General features: G+C 69.4%; 16 protein-coding genes and 1 pseudogene. 7 read left to right on the top strand and 10 right to left on the bottom strand.

Going from position 1 to position 17479, the window contains the following annotated elements; translation table 11 throughout:
• Positions 1–174 precede the first annotated feature (174 nt).
• From ACZ4TO_RS37970 to ACZ4TO_RS37960, 3 genes and pseudogenes are all read right to left on the bottom strand, one after another.
• Complete coding sequence (locus ACZ4TO_RS37970; protein WP_468026683.1) at positions 175–735, bottom strand: SMI1/KNR4 family protein; 561 nt, start codon at positions 733–735, stop codon at positions 175–177.
• Positions 736–777: 42 nt separating this feature from the next.
• A pseudogene (locus ACZ4TO_RS37965) lies at positions 778–952 on the bottom strand (transposase family protein); the annotation flags it as partial.
• A gap of 66 nt (positions 953–1018) precedes the next feature.
• Positions 1019–1231: a hypothetical protein gene (locus ACZ4TO_RS37960; RefSeq protein WP_468026598.1), complete on the bottom strand. Its 213-nt coding sequence runs from the start codon at positions 1229–1231 to the stop codon at positions 1019–1021.
• Positions 1232–1785: 554 nt separating this feature from the next.
• On the opposite strand from ACZ4TO_RS37960, the gene ACZ4TO_RS37955 reads away from it, so the two are divergent.
• Both ACZ4TO_RS37955 and ACZ4TO_RS37950 read left to right on the top strand, forming a co-directional pair.
• Positions 1786–2604 (top strand): barstar family protein, encoded by an 819-nt coding sequence (locus ACZ4TO_RS37955; protein WP_468026597.1) that lies wholly within the window; start codon positions 1786–1788, stop codon positions 2602–2604.
• Between the two features lie 22 nt (positions 2605–2626).
• The gene (locus ACZ4TO_RS37950; RefSeq protein ID WP_468026596.1) at positions 2627–3394 is read left to right on the top strand and encodes a hypothetical protein; all 768 of its coding nucleotides are present in this window, start codon (positions 2627–2629) and stop codon (positions 3392–3394) included.
• A 46-nt stretch (positions 3395–3440) separates the two neighbouring features.
• Here the strand turns inward: ACZ4TO_RS37950 and ACZ4TO_RS37945 are convergent, their stop codons facing one another.
• The 6 genes from ACZ4TO_RS37945 to ACZ4TO_RS37920 form a co-directional block, all read right to left on the bottom strand.
• The gene (locus ACZ4TO_RS37945; protein ID WP_468026595.1) at positions 3441–3842 is read right to left on the bottom strand and encodes a hypothetical protein; all 402 of its coding nucleotides are present in this window, start codon (positions 3840–3842) and stop codon (positions 3441–3443) included.
• Between the two features lie 348 nt (positions 3843–4190).
• The gene (locus tag ACZ4TO_RS37940) at positions 4191–5519 is read right to left on the bottom strand and encodes an LLM class flavin-dependent oxidoreductase (protein ID WP_468026594.1); all 1329 of its coding nucleotides are present in this window, start codon (positions 5517–5519) and stop codon (positions 4191–4193) included.
• 37 nt (positions 5520–5556) lie between these two features.
• Positions 5557–6609: an aliphatic sulfonate ABC transporter substrate-binding protein gene (locus ACZ4TO_RS37935; RefSeq protein ID WP_468026593.1), complete on the bottom strand. Its 1053-nt coding sequence runs from the start codon at positions 6607–6609 to the stop codon at positions 5557–5559.
• A 109-nt stretch (positions 6610–6718) separates the two neighbouring features.
• Positions 6719–7450: an ABC transporter ATP-binding protein gene (locus ACZ4TO_RS37930; RefSeq protein ID WP_451075572.1), complete on the bottom strand. Its 732-nt coding sequence runs from the start codon at positions 7448–7450 to the stop codon at positions 6719–6721.
• Positions 7447–8340, bottom strand: coding sequence for an ABC transporter permease (locus ACZ4TO_RS37925; protein WP_468026592.1), 894 nt, complete (start codon positions 8338–8340; stop codon positions 7447–7449). The genes ACZ4TO_RS37930 and ACZ4TO_RS37925 overlap by 4 nt, the downstream gene beginning before the upstream one ends.
• Entirely contained in the window at positions 8337–9233 is an 897-nt protein-coding gene (locus ACZ4TO_RS37920; RefSeq protein WP_468026591.1) for a TauD/TfdA dioxygenase family protein, read from the bottom strand. Before ACZ4TO_RS37920 ends, ACZ4TO_RS37925 begins: the two co-directional genes overlap by 4 nt.
• Before the next feature lie 1230 nt (positions 9234–10463).
• On the opposite strand from ACZ4TO_RS37920, the gene ACZ4TO_RS37915 reads away from it, so the two are divergent.
• From ACZ4TO_RS37915 to ACZ4TO_RS37895, 5 genes are all read left to right on the top strand, one after another.
• On the top strand, positions 10464–11825 hold the full coding sequence (locus ACZ4TO_RS37915) for a bifunctional o-acetylhomoserine/o-acetylserine sulfhydrylase (RefSeq protein WP_385041785.1): 1362 nt from the start codon (positions 10464–10466) through the stop codon (positions 11823–11825).
• Positions 11822–13009, top strand: a complete 1188-nt coding sequence (gene metX / locus ACZ4TO_RS37910; protein ID WP_468026682.1) for a homoserine O-acetyltransferase MetX — start codon at positions 11822–11824, stop codon at positions 13007–13009. The genes ACZ4TO_RS37915 and metX overlap by 4 nt, the downstream gene beginning before the upstream one ends.
• 229 nt (positions 13010–13238) lie before the next feature.
• The gene (locus ACZ4TO_RS37905) at positions 13239–14228 is read left to right on the top strand and encodes an Acg family FMN-binding oxidoreductase (protein WP_468026590.1); all 990 of its coding nucleotides are present in this window, start codon (positions 13239–13241) and stop codon (positions 14226–14228) included.
• A 262-nt stretch (positions 14229–14490) separates the two neighbouring features.
• Positions 14491–15366 carry a universal stress protein gene (locus ACZ4TO_RS37900; RefSeq protein WP_382778420.1) on the top strand — a complete coding sequence of 292 codons (876 nt, stop codon included), beginning with the start codon at positions 14491–14493 and terminating at the stop codon, positions 15364–15366.
• Positions 15367–15371: 5 nt separating this feature from the next.
• Complete coding sequence (locus tag ACZ4TO_RS37895) at positions 15372–16052, top strand: CBS domain-containing protein (protein WP_468026589.1); 681 nt, start codon at positions 15372–15374, stop codon at positions 16050–16052.
• Between the two features lie 143 nt (positions 16053–16195).
• On the opposite strand, the gene ACZ4TO_RS37890 is transcribed toward ACZ4TO_RS37895, so the two are convergent.
• Positions 16196–17119, bottom strand: a complete 924-nt coding sequence (locus ACZ4TO_RS37890; protein ID WP_468026588.1) for a carbamate kinase — start codon at positions 17117–17119, stop codon at positions 16196–16198.
• Positions 17120–17479 lie beyond the last annotated feature (360 nt).

Raw genomic sequence — 17479 nt, 5'->3', positions numbered from 1 at the left:
CGGTCGCCGCTGGGCCGGTACGGCGGGACGTGCTTCGAGCGCCTCATACCGTCGGCCCCGTCGAGGGCAAGGCTCAGCTGGGCAGGCTGCCCCCTGAATGTTGTGATCGACCAACGTTCGTCCTGTGCAGCGGACCAGCTAGAGCAGACGGCAACGGTCGAATCGTCCGAGGCGTCACGCAGCGTCATGCCAGGGCTTGTTCTCTGCCCAGTGTCGGACCCAGCCTGCAAAGCCAGGCTCGGCGGTGGTGAAGCCGAACTGCGCGCCGAAGGGGAGAGCGCCGACGTCGCTGATCATCCAGATGTGCCCTCGGTGACGCCCGCTGACGATGAGGTGCCAATTCAACGCACAGCCATCGGTGCCGAGCACGATCGAGCCATGGTTGAAGACCTGTTCAAGAACCTCGTCGGTGTCCTCGTCAGGGTCCGAGTCGTCCTCCCACGTCCAGGCCTCCGCCAGGGGGAACGGCTTGCTCAGGTCACGTTCCTGTTCCTCGCCGCCCCAGTCGTTCGGCAGCTCCGCGACCGGCATGAGTCCGTACTCAGGCGGACCGGAGAGTGAGCCGTCGGATATCTCAGCAACAAAGGTCCGATACGGCTCGGGCAGCACGATCCCGTGCTCTGCCTCGAAGGCATGCACTGCCTCCCACCCAAGAGCCGAACCGCCTCCGTCGTCCACAGCGAACGCCGCACGCAGCGCCGCCAGCTCAGCAGGGTCGGCCTGATCAATGTTCATGCGGCATGGATACCACCCCGCACTGACAACCTCCTGCGCCCCTCTAGGGATGGCTGTGGGGTATCCGGCCGCACGGTCGATGATGCGGTCCGCTGCCGACCTGGAACCTCGAAGAGCGGGGCGAGCTGGCGCATCGTCAAGTTTGTTCGCCAGTAAGCCGCGACGGGTGGGACCCGGTCCACCTGCGGAAGCTCCATGGCCGAGCCTTTCGGGCGGCTTTGACGCCATGATCACACCAGAGACGGCAAGATCTCGCGCGTGACCAGCAGTGAAGAGGCGACACTTAGCAGTGGTAGCCGTCCGGGCACTCAGGGAACAGCACTCCGAAGAACAAGAAGCAGAGAATCGGCACACTGGACACGGTGGCCATGATCAGGAATCGTCCGCGTGCCTCTCGACGGTCCTTGACCTGAGCCACCACGAAGCCCGCGGTCGGTGCGACCGCGGCGGTGAACAGCGCCGTCAGGCCGAACATCCAGCCGATCTCTCGTCGCACGTCCGGTAGCCCCATCGCATACGCGATCGCCGGGGCGAACAGAAGGACGGGGGCAGATGCCCACCACCACGACAAAGCGCTGATGATCCGATCCGTTCGTGCATGCTCCAGGCCAGTCGATCCTCTTACCCCGTGACGGCTCTCCGGAGCGACCCCAGACGATGGCATGCCCACATCGTAGGCACCTCAGAGAAACACGTGGACGTCTTGAGCGGGGACCTTCTCGTCAACGGGGCTATCCAGCACGGCTCCAAAGCCGAGAGCACACCAGATGCTCCAAGCGGAGCTCCTCAAGGCCCGTGAGCGGCTCGTCCGGATCGAACAACTCGCGGAGCGCGTCAAAGAACCTGCGGTACAACTCAGGGAGGCCGAGCTCGGTACCAGGGACCACGCACACCCCTGCAACCCGACCTGCGTGCACACCTCGTGGAATGCAGGTTGCCGGGTGAAGCCTCAAGGCCAGCGAGAGTGCACCTGTCCGGGTCCTCAGCGTCGGTGACCGCCAGGCAATTCCGCAGAGCATCGTAAGATCAGCGCTCTCACGGGGGGGTGCAATGCGAATAGCGGGGCAGGACGGCGAGCGGCAGAAGTACGCGCTGACCTCGGACGAAGACGACAACGGCTTCTGGGGCCTGGCGTACGAAGCCGAGGGCCTTTTCACGCCGCTGCCGGACCAGAAGGGCGCACGCCGAGTGCGCCTAACAGGTCTCCTCCCACAAGGGGGCCTACTGAAAAGTGTCGGCCATGTCGGCAGTCGTCGCGCCCTGGCGGGGAACGCCTGGATCAACCTCCTTGATGGCGACGGTGTCACCATGGGGTCCTACTTCGTCGGCCAGGTCACCGTCGTCGATGTCGAGCCCTCCGCTCGCGGAGCCGGCCTGATCGACGTCACGGTGACACTGTGGTGCGAGGACGCGCTACCCGGGGCGGACGCGGCATGGGACTTGATCCGCGCCGGTCAGCTTGATCACACCGGCACGTGGCACGATCTTGCCTCCGAGGACAGACGCGCGTGGCTGTCGGTCGCGCTGTGGTCCCGGGGGTACCGGCAGCAGGGAAGGCCCGATGCTCCGACAGGGCAGGTGTTCACCATCGATGGCCAGTTCATCGTCGACGAGGACAGCTTCTACTGCGCGATCGGCGAGGCCATCAATGGGCCCGGCGGATACTTCGGCTGGAACCTGGACGCTCTGGATGACTGCCTGATCGGCGGATGGGGCGCCTCCACACCATTCACCCTGCTCTGGGGTTCCTCAGCCCAGGCTCGGGCGCGGTTGGCCGAGCGCGTGCCAGTGGGCGATCGGGACGTTTCGTTGTTCGACCTGCTCCTGGAAATCTTCGAGGGGCGGGGCGTGAGCGTCGTCCTTCGATAACAGGCTCGGAGAGAATCCCGGCATGGTGATGGCACGGCACTGGTACTCCTCGTCGCCCGTCGTGGACGGGTATCCACTCCTGGACGAGCCGGGCTTCTGGCCCGCGTACCTGGTGAACTTGTCCGAGGGGCGCCCACCGGAGGGCTTCGGGTCCCATGCGGGCGATGCCGCCGCCATGCTGAACCGGCTCCACGATCCTTCGGCCTGGCCGACGTTCACAGTGCCGCTGGCGGGCGGCTTCGCGGTCGTCGTGCATTTCAACAGCGGCGAGGAGTTCACGTCCACGGACTACTTCCTCACGCATCCCGAGTGGAGTCAGGATCTCGTCCTGGCCAGCGACGACGAGGACCCTATCGGTCCAGGGCTGTGCTGGCCCGAACTCGCCGCCCTGCTTGAGGCACCACCGGGTACGGCAGGTGTCACCGACCCACACGCCCGTCTCCTCCTTCTGCTGCCGGTTCTCGGCGACAAGGCCATTCCGGAGGATGCCGTGACGGCCGCGGTCGAGGCTCTGGTCGCTCAGGGTGCGCCTGCGGCGGGCGAGGCATTGGCCAGACAGCTCCTCCAAGGGCATCCCATGTGGGGTGCCCAGCACTGGTGGTTCGACGATGACGAACAGAGTTGGCTCTGCGAGGGCAGCCACAGTCCCCGCAAGACCCCCCTCGGTGACCATTTGCCGCCACACCAGCGAGCCGCACTCGAAGCCTGCCTCACTCTCCGCCAACCGTTTCACGCGACGGTGACGGCAACCTTGGCGACTGGGGCCTCGAAGGCCGGCAACTCGACCTAGGTCGTGCCCTGCTTGGGCGGTGTCTCGCTTGGTGATCGGGTTGCGTCTACAGGTCCCGCCACTCCCCCAGCTCGTAAGGTCTCCCCGTCCGGATGAAGTCGCGCACGAGGGCCCAGGCTCGATCGACGGAGAGGACGCAGTCGCCACTGAAGACAGCCAGGTCGTCCATGATCGGTACGTGCACGACTGCATCCGCCGCCGCCGTGCCATCGCCGACGAGGAGAGACGACCTCTCAGCGTTGCTGAACAGATGGATGACCGCTTGATCATCTTGAAAGCCCATGGTCAGCAGGGGAAACTCGCTGCCCGTCAGGCGGGCTTCCAGGTATCCGCGACCACGCGAGCGCAGTGCGGTGAAGTGGTCCGTCAGATCCGCAAGGTCGGAGCTTTGTTCGTTCGCTGACAGCCGTCGCGATTCCAGGTCCGTTGCCGTCCACGACACGTCCATCCCTGCCGCCTCCCTTCGCGTAGCCAATCTGCCCGGGACTTCAAGCATGCCTTGATCGGCATCGGCGCGGGCGGTGGATTGCTTCGGATCCAGGGCAGAACGAGGAGATTGCAGCCGAGCTGCGGGTGGGCGAGCGGGTCGGTGGAACGGTGGCGCCGAGCCCGGCGTGAACGGGGCTAGGCCGGTCCTGGCGAAAGTATCGCCGGGCCCTCCCCCGCTCACGAAGCCCGGACCGACACGAGGGTCACGTCGCCCCGTCCGCGCGCACGCACGTTCCGCACGAGGCAGGACCGTGCGTGCGCGCATCCCGGGAACCGGCATGGCGTACCGCCGATCAGGCTCGTACCGTCAGACCCGGAACTGGTTCTCCGGGACCGGAAGGCCGTAGTGCTCGCGCAGCGTCGTGCCTTCGTACTCCTCTCGGAACAGGCCCTTCCCGCGCAGGATCGGTAGCACGTGGTCCACGAACGCCGCGAGGCCCGACGGCAGGGCGGGGGCCATGATGTTGAAGCCGTCGGCGGCTCCGCCCTCGAACCAGGCGATGATCGTGTCGGCGACCTGTTCGGGTGTGCCGACGAACTCGAAGTGGCCTCGTCCGCCACCGAGTCGGGAGATGATCTGGCGGACCGTGAGCCGTTCGCATACGGCGAGGTCGATGATCAGGTCGGAACGGCTCTGGGCGCCCTCCAGCTTCGGTCTGGCCAGGATGAAGTCCGGGAGAGGCTTGTCGAGTTCGAAGACCGTGGGCTCGGTCTCGAACACGGCCGCCAACTGGCGCAGCCCGTACTCCGGGATACGCAGCTCGTCGAACTGCCGGGCCAGTGCGCGGGCTTCGGACTCGGTCGACCCGATGTACGGGACGATGCCGGGCAGCACGATCACGCCGTCCGGGGCGCGGCCCGCGGCCCCGGTCCGTGCCTTGATGTCCGAGTAGAAGGCTGCAGCTCGCTCGTAGGTCGTGTGGGCGGTGAAGATGGCCTCGGCGTGGCGGGCCGCGAAGTCCCTGCCGTCCTCCGACGAGCCGGCCTGGACGAGAAGCGGGTAACCCTGCGGCGGGCGCTGCACGTTGAGGGGGCCGGCCACCTTGAAGTGGCTGCCCTGATGGCCGAGCCGGTGCAGCCGTTCGGGGTCGGCGTAGCGTCCGGTGGCCTTGTCCGCGACGACGGCGTCGGACTCCCAACTGTCCCACAGGGCCTTGGCGACCTTGAGGAACTCGTCGGCGCGGGCGTAGCGCTCGGCGTGGCTGGGGCGGTCGTCGAGTCCGAAGTTGGCCGCCTCGTCCGCCCCCGCCGAGGTGACGATGTTCCAGCCGGCGCGGCCGCCGCTGACGTGGTCGACGGAGGCGAGCCGGCGGGCGAGGTTGTAGGGCTCGTTGTACGTCGACGAGACGGTCGCGATGAGGCCGATGCGGCTCGTCGCCTGGGACAGTGCGGTCAGCAGGGTCAGGGGTTCGAGCTGGCCCGGTGGCCGGAACTCGCCCGTTCCGATGAGGGCCGGGCCGTCCGCCAGGAACAGCGAGTCGAACTTGGCGCTCTCGGCGAGCTGCGCCAGCTCGATCCAGTGCCGCAGGTCGAAGTCCGCCCGGGGGTTGCTGTGCGGTAGCCGCCACGCCGCCTCGTGGTGGCCCGCTTCCATGAGAAAGGCGTTGAGGTGGAGCCGACGCTGTCGCTCGGTCACGGGTTGTCTCCTTCGTGTGTCGAGGTGGATGGCGGTGTCAGTTGAAGGTCAGCTTGGAGCTGTCGTAACCGGCCGGGAGGAGGTTGTCGGTGATGGAGTCGAGGTCGACCTTCTTGGTGATCTGGCCCGCTTCCAGGAAGGCGTCCGCGAGCTTCTGCTCCAGTTCGATGTCCGACTTCTCGACCGGCGTCACCCTGTTGGAGTAGGCGGCCAGGGAAGCCTTGGCGTCGGCCAGCGAGATGCCCTGTTCCTGTGCAAGCGCCTTCGCGTACTGATCCGGGTGCTTGATGGCCCAGGCGTACTCCCGGGACAGCCTCTTCAGAGCGTCCGTGAGCGCCGCGCGCCTGGTCTTGTCCTTCAGCGACGTGTCACTCGCGACGTAGTAGCTGCTCGTCTGGTCGATCGGCGGGAGGCCCTTGACCAGGATCCGCGCGCCGTTCTTGACCGCGATCGCCGACTGCGGGTTCCAGATCGACCAGGCGTCGACCTTGCCGGTGTTGAACGCCGTCGCGGCGGCTGCCGGGTCGAGGAAGACCAGCTTCGCGTCCTTGGGGCCGAGACCGACGCTCTTCAGCGCGTTCAGGGCCAGTCCGTGGGCGGAACTGCCCTGCGGGACCGCGATCCGCTTGCCCTTGAGGTCGGCGGCCGTCCTCAGCTTCGAGCCCTTCGGCACGATGATGTTCTCCACCGCCTGGTCGGGCGTGAGCGAGCGGTTCACCGCGACGATCTTGAAGCCGTACTCTTTCGCCGCGCCGGTGATCGGGGGCACGTCGCCGACGCTGCCCAGGTCTATGTCACCCGAGGCGGCGGCTTGCACGAGTGGTGGGCCGTAGGTGAAGCGCGCGAACTTCACCTTGTAGGGCGCGTTGTCGAAGACGCCGGTCAGTTTCGCCAGCGCCTCGCTGCCGTCACCGCCGTTGTCCCCGATCGTGAAGGTGTACTTGCTCCACTCGGGGTGCTTCTCGCTGCTCGCGTTGCCGGCGTTGCTCAGCGGTGCGGTGGTCTCGGAGGACGATCCGCAGGCGACGAGGGTGCTTGCGAGGGTGAGGGGAGCGACCGCGGCGACGAGTCGGGAGGTTGTCTTGCGCATGGGATGTCCTGGGCTTTCTGTGATCGGTACGAGCGTTGGCGGTCGTGCCTTTGCTCGAACGGGCAGTCGTGCACTTACTGGAATCGGTGTTGGTGTTGGGATCTGGGGGTCAGTGCTGTCCGGCCAGGCCGAGGTCTTCCAGGAGCCGGGCGCGGAGTTCCTCGCGGGCCACACTCGCCTCGCGGTCCGCGGCGGAGAGGTGAACCGCGTGTGCGGCACCGATGCGTCCGTCGCTCATGACGAGGATGCGGTCCGCCAGAGCGATCGCCTCGTCGATGTCGTGGGTGACCAGCAGCATCGCGGCCTGGTGTCGGGTGCGCAGGGCGCGTACGAGGTCGTGCATGCGCAGCCGCGTGATGGCGTCGAGGGCGGCGAACGGCTCGTCGAGCAGCACGAGTTCGGGCTCCGAGACCAACGCCCGCGCCAGGGAGACGCGTTGAGCCTCTCCACCGGAGAGCTCTTTGGGCCATGCCTTCTCGCGGCCCGCGAGCCCGACCTCGGCGAGCACGTCACGGGCCCGCTGGTCCGCGTCGGCTCCGTGCAGGCCGAGTGTGATGTTGCGCTGGACGCGCTGCCACGGCAGCAGCCGGTCGGCCTGGAAGACGACGGCCCGCTTCGCGGGGACCTCGACGCGGCCTCCGTCGGGCCGGTCAAGTCCGGCGAGCAGCCGCAGGAGCGTGCTCTTCCCGCAGCCCGAGGGACCGAGCAGGATCACCAACTCGCCGTCTTCGATGGTGAGATCGAGCCGGTCGAGGACGACCCGGTCGCCGAACTGCCGGACGACCCGTTCCACGACGACGCCGGTCCGGCGGCGGAGGTCGGTCGCGACTGTGCTGCTCATGACGCCTCATAACTCGGGCGCCACCGCAGCAGCACCCGTTCGAGAACCCGGACGAACTGGTCGGCGAGCAGGCCGAGGAGCGAGTAGATCACCAGCCCCACGAAGACCTGGTTGGTCTGGAGATAGGTCTGTCCCTGTGTGATGAGGAATCCGAGTCCCTTGTCGGCGTTGACCGTCTCCGCGGCGACGAGGCCGAGGACGCTGTACGCGAGGGAGAAGCGGAGACCCACCAGGAAACCCGGCAGCGATCCAGGAACCAGGACCCTGGTCACCAGGCGCCACCTGCCGGCTCCGGTCGTGCGGGCCATCTCGATGAGGCGCTGGTCGACGCCGCGGATCGCGGCGAACAGGTTGAGGTACATCGGCACGCTGGCACCGAAGGAGATCAGCAGCACCTTCGTGAGCTCGTCGATGCCGAACCACACGATCATCAGGGGCAGTACGGCGAGCAGGGGGATCGTGTTGAGGACCTGTACGAGGCCGTTGAACAGATACTCGCCGCTGCGCAGCAGCCCGCCGAGCACGCCGGTGACGATGCCGACGGACAGGCCGATCGCGAGACCGATACCGGCCCGCTGGAGCGAGACGGCCACGTCCGGGCCGAGCACGCCCTGCTGCCACAGGTCGACGGCGGACCGCACGATCGAGGTCGGCGCCGGAGCGTAGGTCTTCGTGACCACGCCGGCCCGGGCGAGCAGTTCCCAGAGCAGGAGGATCGCGACCGGGGTCGTGTAGATGCCCAGCGGCCAGCGCAGCCGGTCACGAAGTGTCGCGAGCGCCGTCCGGCGGCGCGCGTCGCGGGGAAGGAAGACCTCGCGTTCCCGTACGGCGTCGGTCGCGGCGTCCGGGCCCTTGAGAACGGCCGGCGCCGGGATGCGGACCTCCGTCATGCCGCCACCGCCAGGACGCTGGTGTAGTGCGAGGCGTCGCCCACGAGTTGTTCGCTGCGGCGTCCGTCGACGCCGACCGGGACCTCTCCCGCGACGGTCACCCGGTTCAGCAGTCGCGGGTGGTCGTCGTAGTTGTCGACCGCGTAGTGCTGGGTGATCCGGTTGTCGAAGATCAGGAGCTGCCCGGGAGACCAGGTCCAGCGCAGGATGTTCTCCGGACGCGTCACGTACGACTGGAGGATGCGCAGCAGATCCGCCGAGTCGCTGTTCGGCAGACCGACGATCCTCTTGGCGAACCCGCCGATGAACAGGCCCCGTTCGCCGGTCAGCGGATGGACGCGTACGACCGGGTGCTCGGCCTCGTACGGCGTCGAGACGAAGATCCTGTCGTACTCCCGCTGTTCCGCCGTGGCGGCCGCGGGGCGCGCGTAGTCGTACTGGTTGGTGTGCACGACGCGCAGTGAGTCAGCGAGGTCGCGGAGCGGCCGGGGCAGATCGCGGTAGGCAGCGGCGGCGTTGGCGATGAGTGTCTCGCCCCCGTAGGGCGTGGTCACCAGGGACCTCAGGGTGGCGACCTGGGGCGGGTTGACCACGAAGGTGACGTCGGTGTGCCACTCGTTGGCCTTGGAGGTCTCGCTGTCGACGGCCAGCACGTTGGTCGTGCCGTCGGCGGCCGCCACGTTCGGGTGGGCGGTGGTGAGTTCGCCGAACCAGCGGGCCACGCGCTCCTGTCCGGAGTTGTCGAGACCGGCCTGGTCGAAGACGAGCGCCTTGTGCTCGTTGAGGGCGTCTCGGAGTGCCTTGGGCGTGGAGTCGGCCGCTGGAGCGGCGAGGTCGACGCCTTCGACCAACGCGCCTATGCGGCCGGTGAGTTTACGGATGGACACGGGCATGAGGTGGTCCTTCTCGGGGAGGTGGCACGCCGCCGGGTGTGATGGGGCACGCCACCGGGTGTTGGGGCATGGAAGACGGCAGCGACGGATCGCCTCACGGACCGAACGGCCGGAGACCGAGCAGATGTCGTGGTGGCGACACAGGGGCCGACGGCCTTTGGTCACGCGGGAAGGCCGGCCGTGCGAGCCGTTCGAGGGGGCTGACGTCAGTTCGCCGGACCGGGGCCGCCCTCCTCACCGACCGTGGTCGGTGTGACGGCTCACCCGCTCTCCGGAGACTGGGACGACTGCCGACCGTCCGCGCGGCCTCCCCCGCTCATGCGGGTCCCGCACGGCGGACAGCTCAGCCCGCAGCCGGGAAGGGGAAGCGCAAGGTGAGGTCGTGGAAGCAGTCGCTCAGACGTCGGAGGCGACGATCCCGCGCGGCAGCGGCGCGGCACAGGCGGTTCGGTACCGCCTCGGTCAGACGCGCACCGTCGGTGCGAGCCGACGGCCGCCGGGGACGATCAGCCGGGTCAGCGACAACAGAACGTACTGGCGACGTGCGCCAGATCGATGTGGCGCCGCCGGGTGAGGTCCACGCGCGGATTCATGAGACGGGAGTTCAGCAGACGGTCACCACGGCGGTCAAGGAAATCAGGGCGGGTCTTGCATGGCGGACACGGAGGGTTTCTCCGGTTGTCCGGGCACGACGTCGTGCCGGGCGGTGCTTGCCCTTGACGCGTACGGCAGGACTTGGCGTGTGCGAGGCCGCCTGGCACAACGGACCGGTCAGGTCTGAGCCTTCGCACGCCCGGAGCGAGCCGGTCCGGCACGCCCTCGAACGCATGAAACACCGCCGTCTGGCTGGTTCCTGACGACGCCGTGTGGTTACCTGGGCTCATGACCGTGCTCGTGACCCGCCGCCACGTCGATTACGTGCGTGTCACCACCACTGGTTGTCCGGCCGCGAGCTGACATCCCGCTCAGGCCTCTGACCAGCACCTTCTTCACCGCCCAGCGCTGACCGCTGCCGACGTACCGGCCGTGGTCGATACGCCGTGGGTCCTTCACCGGTCCTCGACGGCGTAGGTCCTTGGCCCGTCCTCGGCGCCGTGGCTCCTCCTCCATCGTCATCGCCGACGCGGTTCATCCATACGTCCCCGGCGACGTGGTTCCTCACGTCCCCACGGCGCCGTGCGCCCCCGCGCGCACCTTCCCGTTCCCACCCTCCGTACAGGGAGCAGCACCATGACCCAGCCCATCGATTCCGTCACCGCCGGCCACACCCCCGAAGAGTCTCCCGGGGGACCTGACACCTCGGCATGGTCCTTCGAGACCAGGCAGATCCACGCCGGAGCCGCGCCCGACCCGACGACCGGCGCCCGGGCGACACCGATCTACCAGACGACGTCGTTCGTGTTCCGTGACACCCAGCACGCGGCCGACCTCTTCTCGCTGGCCGAACCCGGCAACATCTACACCCGCATCCACAACCCCACCCAAGACGTGTTCGAGCAGCGGATCGCCGCGCTGGAGGGCGGTGTCGCGGCCGTCGCACTGTCCTCCGGACAGGCCGCGGAGACCCTGGCGATCCTGACGCTCGCCCGTGCGGGCGACCACATCGTCTCCAGTACCTCGCTGTACGGCGGTACGTACAACCTCTTCCGCCACACGCTCCCCCGGCTGGGCATCGACGTGTCCTTCGTCGACGACCCCGACGACGTCGAGGCGTGGCGGGCGGCGATCCGGCCGAACACGAAGGCGCTGTTCGCCGAGACGCTGGGCAACCCGCGCGGCAACGTGCTGGACGTACGGGCCGTCGCCGACGTGGCCCACGCCGGAGGCGTGCCGCTGATCGTGGACAACACGGTCCCGACTCCCTATCTGCTGCGGCCACTTGAGCACGGCGCGGACATCGTCGTGCATTCCGCCACCAAGTTCCTGGGAGGGCACGGCACCACCATCGCGGGGGTGGTCGTCGACGGCGGCACGTTCGACTTCGGCGCCCACGCGGACCGGTTCCCGGACTTCACCGAGCCGGACCCGAGCTACCACGGCCTCCAGTACTGGCCCGCACTCGGCCCGGGCGCCTTCGCCGTCAAGCTTCGGGTGCAGTTGCTGCGCGACCTCGGCCCGGCGCTGTCCCCGCACTCCGCCTTCCTGCTGCTGCAGGGTGTGGAGACGCTGAGTCTGCGCATCGAACGGCACTCGGCCAACGCCCAGGCTCTCGCCGAGTGGCTGGAGGGCCGCGACGAGGTCGCCGCCGTCCACTACCCGGGGCTGGAGTCCAGCAGGTGGTACGACGCCGGGCAGAAGTATCTGCCGCGCGGTGCCGGTGCCGTGGTCTCCTTCGAGCTGCGGGACGGGGTGGAGGCGGGCAAACGGTTCGTGGACGCGGTCGAGTTGTTCAGCCATCTCGCCAACATCGGCGACGTACGGAGCCTGATCATCCACCCGGCGTCCACCACCCACAGCCAGCTCGACGACGAGCAGCTCACGGCCACCGGCACCTCGCCCGGTCTCGTGCGCCTGTCGGTCGGCATCGAGAACCTCGCCGACCTGAAGGCGGACTTGGAGGCAGGCTTCCGCGCCGCCAAGGAAGCGTCCTGAAACCCGTATTGACGTCCCATCAGGAGCCCCTCCCTCCGGCCACCGGTGCCTGGCGGGAGGGGGACCCGCCGGGGCGGCGCCAGTGGTTCACCCGGGAGAAACCTCTCGCGCTAGAGGCCGGCGGTGAACTGCCGGGTGTGCGGCTGGCGTTCGAGACGTGGGGACGGCTCGCGCCGGACGCCTCCAACGCCGTTCTCGTGCTGCACGCCCTCACCGGGGACAGTCACGTGGCCGGACCGGCCGGACCCGGGCATCCCACCCCCGGCTGGTGGGACGGTCTCGTCGGACCGGGCCGCGCCCTGGACCCGGACCGCTGGTTCGTCGTGGCCCCGAACGTCCTCGGCGGCTGTCAGGGAAGCACCGGGCCGTCCTCGCTCACACCGGACGGACGACGCTGGGGCGGGGACTTTCCGTTTCTGACACAGCGCGACCAGGTGGCGGCCGAGGCCGGTCTGGCCGACGCGCTCGGCATCGAACGCTGGGCCCTGGTGGTCGGCGGATCGATGGGTGGTATGCGGGCGCTGGAATGGGCCGTGTCGTATCCCGAGCGGACCGGTGCGCTCCTGGTCCTCGCCACGACCGCCGCGGCGAGCGCCGAGCAGATCGCCTGGGCCGACGTCCAACTGCGCGCCATCCGTTCCGACCCGAACTGGCGGGGAGGCCATTACCACGACAGCGGCCCGGGCCCGGACACCGGACTCGGGCTGGCCCGCCGGATCGCCCACGTCACCTACCGCAGCGAGCCGGAGCTCCGCGTCCGCTTCGGCCGTACGCCGCAGGGCACGGAGGATCCCTGGAACGGGGGCCGGTACCAGGTCGAGTCCTACCTCGGACATCACGCGGCCAAGCTGGTGAGACGCTTCGACGCGGGCAGCTATGTCGTGCTCTCGGAGGCCATGGACAGTCACGACCTCGGCCGGGGCCGCGGCGGCGTGCGCGCGGCCCTGCGCCGGGTGACGGCCCCGACGCTCGTGGCCGGAGTCGACTCGGACCGCCTCTACCCACCGGCGCAGCAGGCGGAGCTGGCGGCCGGTATCTCCACCGCGGACGGTCTCCGGCTGATCGCGTCCGATCACGGCCACGACGGCTTCCTCATCGAGGTGGAGCAGGTCGCCGCGCTGGTCGACGAACTCGTTGCGCGGAAACCCGTCGGGCAGGAGGGGGCGGGGCGACAGAGGCCCTGACCGATGGGTGCATGAGGCCCGACCGGGCCCTCTTCAGGGACCGATGGCCCCTGCCGGACCGCCGCCTTGAGGGACCAATGGCCCCTGCCCGGCCGACCCCGCGCGAGCCTTCCATGGAAGGGGCGGAGGGTATTCCTCCGCTGCACCGCCACCGCGGGGAGGCGAGACACGTGTGCACGCTCGCCCAGGCCGAAGGGGCGGATGGGACGTCACGCGGAAGGTGAGCACCGTGAACGCAGCACCTCTTGACGCGAACACCATCGAGGAACTCGTGGCGGACGCCACCGCCGCGCCCTCGCTGCACAACGCGCAGCCATGGGCGTTCCGCTTCCTGCGGGACTCGGGCGTCCTGCGGCTCTACGCCGATCCGGACCGCGCGCTTCCGCACACCGATCCGGAGAACCGCGGCCTGCACATGGGGTGCGGCGCCGCGTTGCTCAACCTGCGCGTGGCCGCCGCTGCGGGCGGGCGGGCGCCGGACGTCCGGCTGCTCCCCGATCCCGCCGACCCCAGGCTCCTCGCCGAGGTGGGTCTGATCGGCACGGGACCGCCCGACAGCGCGCTCGCCCGGCTGGCCCCGGCGATCCTGCGCCGTCACTCGAGCCGCTTCCCCTTCCGCGACGAGGAGATCCCCGTACCCACGCGAGAACGGCTGTCCGAGGCGGCCCGTCTCGAAGGCGCGGACCTGTTCTTCCCCGACCCTTGGCATGTGCGGTCGATCCTCGAACTGGTCCAGGACGCCGAGGCCACGGAGGCGTTCGCCCCGGGAGTGCACGAGGAGACGATTCGATGGACGCGGCCTGAGCCGTCGACCGGCGACAAAGCGTCGGACGGTATCCCCGGCGAGGCGTTCGGTCCGCTGCAGCGCGGCACGTCGGTCCCCGTACGGGACTTCGCCCTCGGCCGTCCAGTGCCCGGGCGGGGCTGGGCGGCCTTCGAGAAGAACCCGAAGATCGCTCTGCTCGGGACGGCCCGTGACAAGCCCCGGGACTGGCTGTGCGCCGGTCAGGCACTGGAGCGGGTCCTGCTCCAGGCCACCGCGGACGGACTGGTCGCCTCCCTCACCTCCCAGCCGACGGAGTGGCCGGACATCCGGTGGGCCGTCCGCGACCCCGCCTCCGCCATGGCGAACGTCCAGATGGTGATCCGGCTCGGCCACGGTCCGCAGGGCGCGGCAAGCCCACGCCGGCCCGTGACCGACGTGCTCGACGTCCGCTGACGCCACCCACTCCAGTACACGCAACCCTCGCGCGCCCTCCCCATAACTCGGCGCTCAGCACGCAGCACGCGGAGACGTGTTCGTCCATGCATCCCGCCTCAGCCGTGTCCGTGACCCGACAGGGCCGAATGTCGCAGGTGAGGGCTGAACGGCCCCTGCCGTCACGCATCCGTCGGGACGACCGTGAAAGTGACCCTTGAACCGCGGATTCGCGGCCGAGTGAACCGCGGGTTCACGGCCAAGACGGAAGGCGGTGGAGACAATGACACTCCCCCTCGTCGTGGGTGTCGACGGATCGGACGGCAGCCTGCTGGCCCTCGACTGGGCGATGGACCTGGCCGCACGCGGTCGGCTTCCGCTGCGGGTGGTCCACGCGTCCGCATGGGAGCGCTACGAGGCAGCGCTGCCGGCGCTGAGCCGCGAACGCTCCTCCGGCCAGGTGCTGGCGGAGCACATCGTCGCTTCGGCGGCGGAACGGGTCCACCGGCACAACCCCGACCTGGACGTCTCGACGGAAGTGACACCGGCGGAAGCCGTTTCCGCGCTCCTGGCGGAAGCCCGGAACGCCACGGCCCTGATCACCGGTTCACGCGGCCGCGGAGAGCTCAAGGGGGCCCTGCTCGGTTCCGTCGGACTGTCGGTCGCGGCCCGCGCCGACTGCCCTGTCATCGTGGTCCGGGGCGACAAGGCGGCTCTCGCCGGATCCCATGGCCGCATCCTGCTCGGCGTCGGCGACCCCGCCCTGTGCCGTGAGGCGGCCCGCTTCGCGTTCCGGGAAGCCGAGGCGCGTGGATGTGAGCTGGACATCGTCCGCGCCTGGCGGTGCCCGGCCGGCGAAGGGGCCGACGCCGCCGGACCGGCCGAGGATCCGGCGCACCGGCACGAGCGACAGGCCGCTCAGCTCATCGAGGACCTCGTCGCCGACGCGTCCGTCGCCCGTCCCGACGTCCGGTTGCGCCGGACGACCGTGGAGGGCGAGGCACGCAAGGCGCTGGTCCACCGGTCGGCCGCGGCCGACCTCGTGGTCGTCGGGGCGCGTCGCAGGTCCGGTCACTTCGGACTGCAACTCGGACGCGTGGCCCACACCTTGCTTCACCACGCCGCCTGCCCCGTGGCGGTCGTACCGGAAGGGGACTGATCTCCATGACCGGCACTCCGCACATCGTGAGTGATGTGATGACTCATACGGTCGTGGCCGTGGGGCGCGACGCTCCGTTCAAGGAGATCGTGCGGACCCTGGAGCAGTGGAAGGTCAGCGCCATGCCCGTGCTGGAGGGCGAGGGGCGTGTCATCGGTGTCGTCTCCGAGGCCGACCTGCTGCCCAAGGAGGAGTTCCGCTACGAGGAACAGGACCTCTCCCGGCAGCGACAGCGCCTGCACGACACGGCCAAGGCCGGTGCGACCAGGGCGGCGGAACTCATGAGTACCCCGGCCGTCACGGTCCACGCGGACGCCACGCTCGCTCAGGCGGCCAGGATCATGGCCGTCCGCCACGTCAAACGGCTGCCCGTGGTCGACGAGATCGGCATGCTCGTCGGCATCGTCAGTCGCGCCGATCTGCTCAAGGTGTTCCTGCGGTCCGACGACGAGATAGCCGAGGAGGTCCGCCGCACGGTCGTGTCGTGCCTCTTCCCGAGCTTCAGCCACGCCATCCACGTGAGCGTGAGCGAGGGAGTCGTCACCCTGCGCGGCCACTTCCACGACACCTCGCTGATCTCCGTCGCGGTGCGCCTCGTACGCGCTGTCGAGGGCGTCGTGGACGTCGAACCCCGGCTCACCGGTGAGTCGGAGGCCGTCGGCGGACCGCGGACGAGCGGTTCCTGAACCGCGGGCTGTGCCGACGGCCCCCAGCCGCTGCCGTTCGGGCCGCCGACGGCCCGAACGGTCCCCGTGGGACGCTCACACCATCGGAAGCACGGCCTTCGTAGGACGCTCACACCACCGGAAGCACTGTCCCCGTGGGACGCTCACACCACCGGAAGCTCGGGGCGGACGAGCGTGCCCGAGGTCCCGTGGACGATCTCGTACGCGGCGTCCAGTGCACCGATGGCGGCCAGTCCCCCGGTGCGTTCGACGAACCGGGCCGCCGCCTCCGCCTTGGGGCCCATCGAGCCCTCGGGAAAGCCTCCGCCACGCAGTTCGGCGGGCGTGGCGCCGAGTACGGGCCGCTGACCGGCCGTGCCGTAGTCGGTGTAGACGCAGGGCACGTCGGTGAGGATGAGCAGGAAGTCGGCCTTCAGGTCCTCGGCGAGCAGGGCCGCCGTGAGGTCTTTGTCGACGACGGCCTCCACCCCGGTGAGCGCTCCGGTGTCGAGGTCGGCGGTGACGGGGACGCCTCCGCCGCCCGCGCAGACGACGATCGACCCGCCGGCGAGAAGTTCGTGGACGGTCTCGGTCTCCAGGACCCCTTCGGGTGCCGGTGAGGGAACGACGCGGCGCCAGCCGGTGGTGTCGGCGGCGATGTGCCAGCCGCGCCTACGGGCGAGGGCGCTCGCGATGTCGTACGGATACACCTGGCCGATGAACTTCGTGGGGTGCTCGAAGGCCGGGTCGTCGGCCCGGACGAGGGTGTGGGTGACCAGTGCGACGGTCCGGCGTCCGGGCAGGGCGTCGTGCAGGCCGCGCACCAGAAGGGAGCCGATCATGCCCTGGGTCTGCGCGCCGAGCAGGTCCAGCGGGTAGGGGGCGCTCAGGGCCGGATCGGCTGCGCTCTCGCCGGCGAGCAGGCCGATCTGGGGGCCGTTGCCGTGCGTGACGACGATCTCGTGATCGTGGGCGAGGGCGGCGATCGCGCCGACGACGCGGTCGATGTTGGCCACCTGGACCGCCGCGTCGGGGTGTTCGCCGCGGCGCAGCAGGGCGTTGCCGCCGAGAGCGATGACGATGCGCATGCCTCAGTCCTCCAAGGTGGCGATCAGGACGGCCTCGGCGAGCGGGCGGTCGGTCCTGCGCCCGGTCGCTCCGGGTGAGTCGGTCCGGACACGATCCTTCGCGACGGCGGTGTTCGAGGCCAGTGGCCGAACCTCCCTGACAGGGGCCGATGGTCCCGACTTTCCTGTCCCGGTCCGCCCACCGGCACGGCGCGTCACCGGCCGGCATCCGCCCGCCGCCGGAACTGTGTCACGGTGGTGGTAGCACGCTCGCGAAGGTGGGCCGACCGGCCCCGCGAAGAGGCCCGACAGCACCTGCCCCTCCGTCCGCGCCGGTCGGAGGCTGGAGTCGCACACTCCAGCCCGCAACCCGACAGAGGA

The organism is Streptomyces sp. NPDC028298 (genome assembly GCF_055565895.1).
This window is presented reverse-complemented; position numbering and strand designations above follow the sequence as displayed.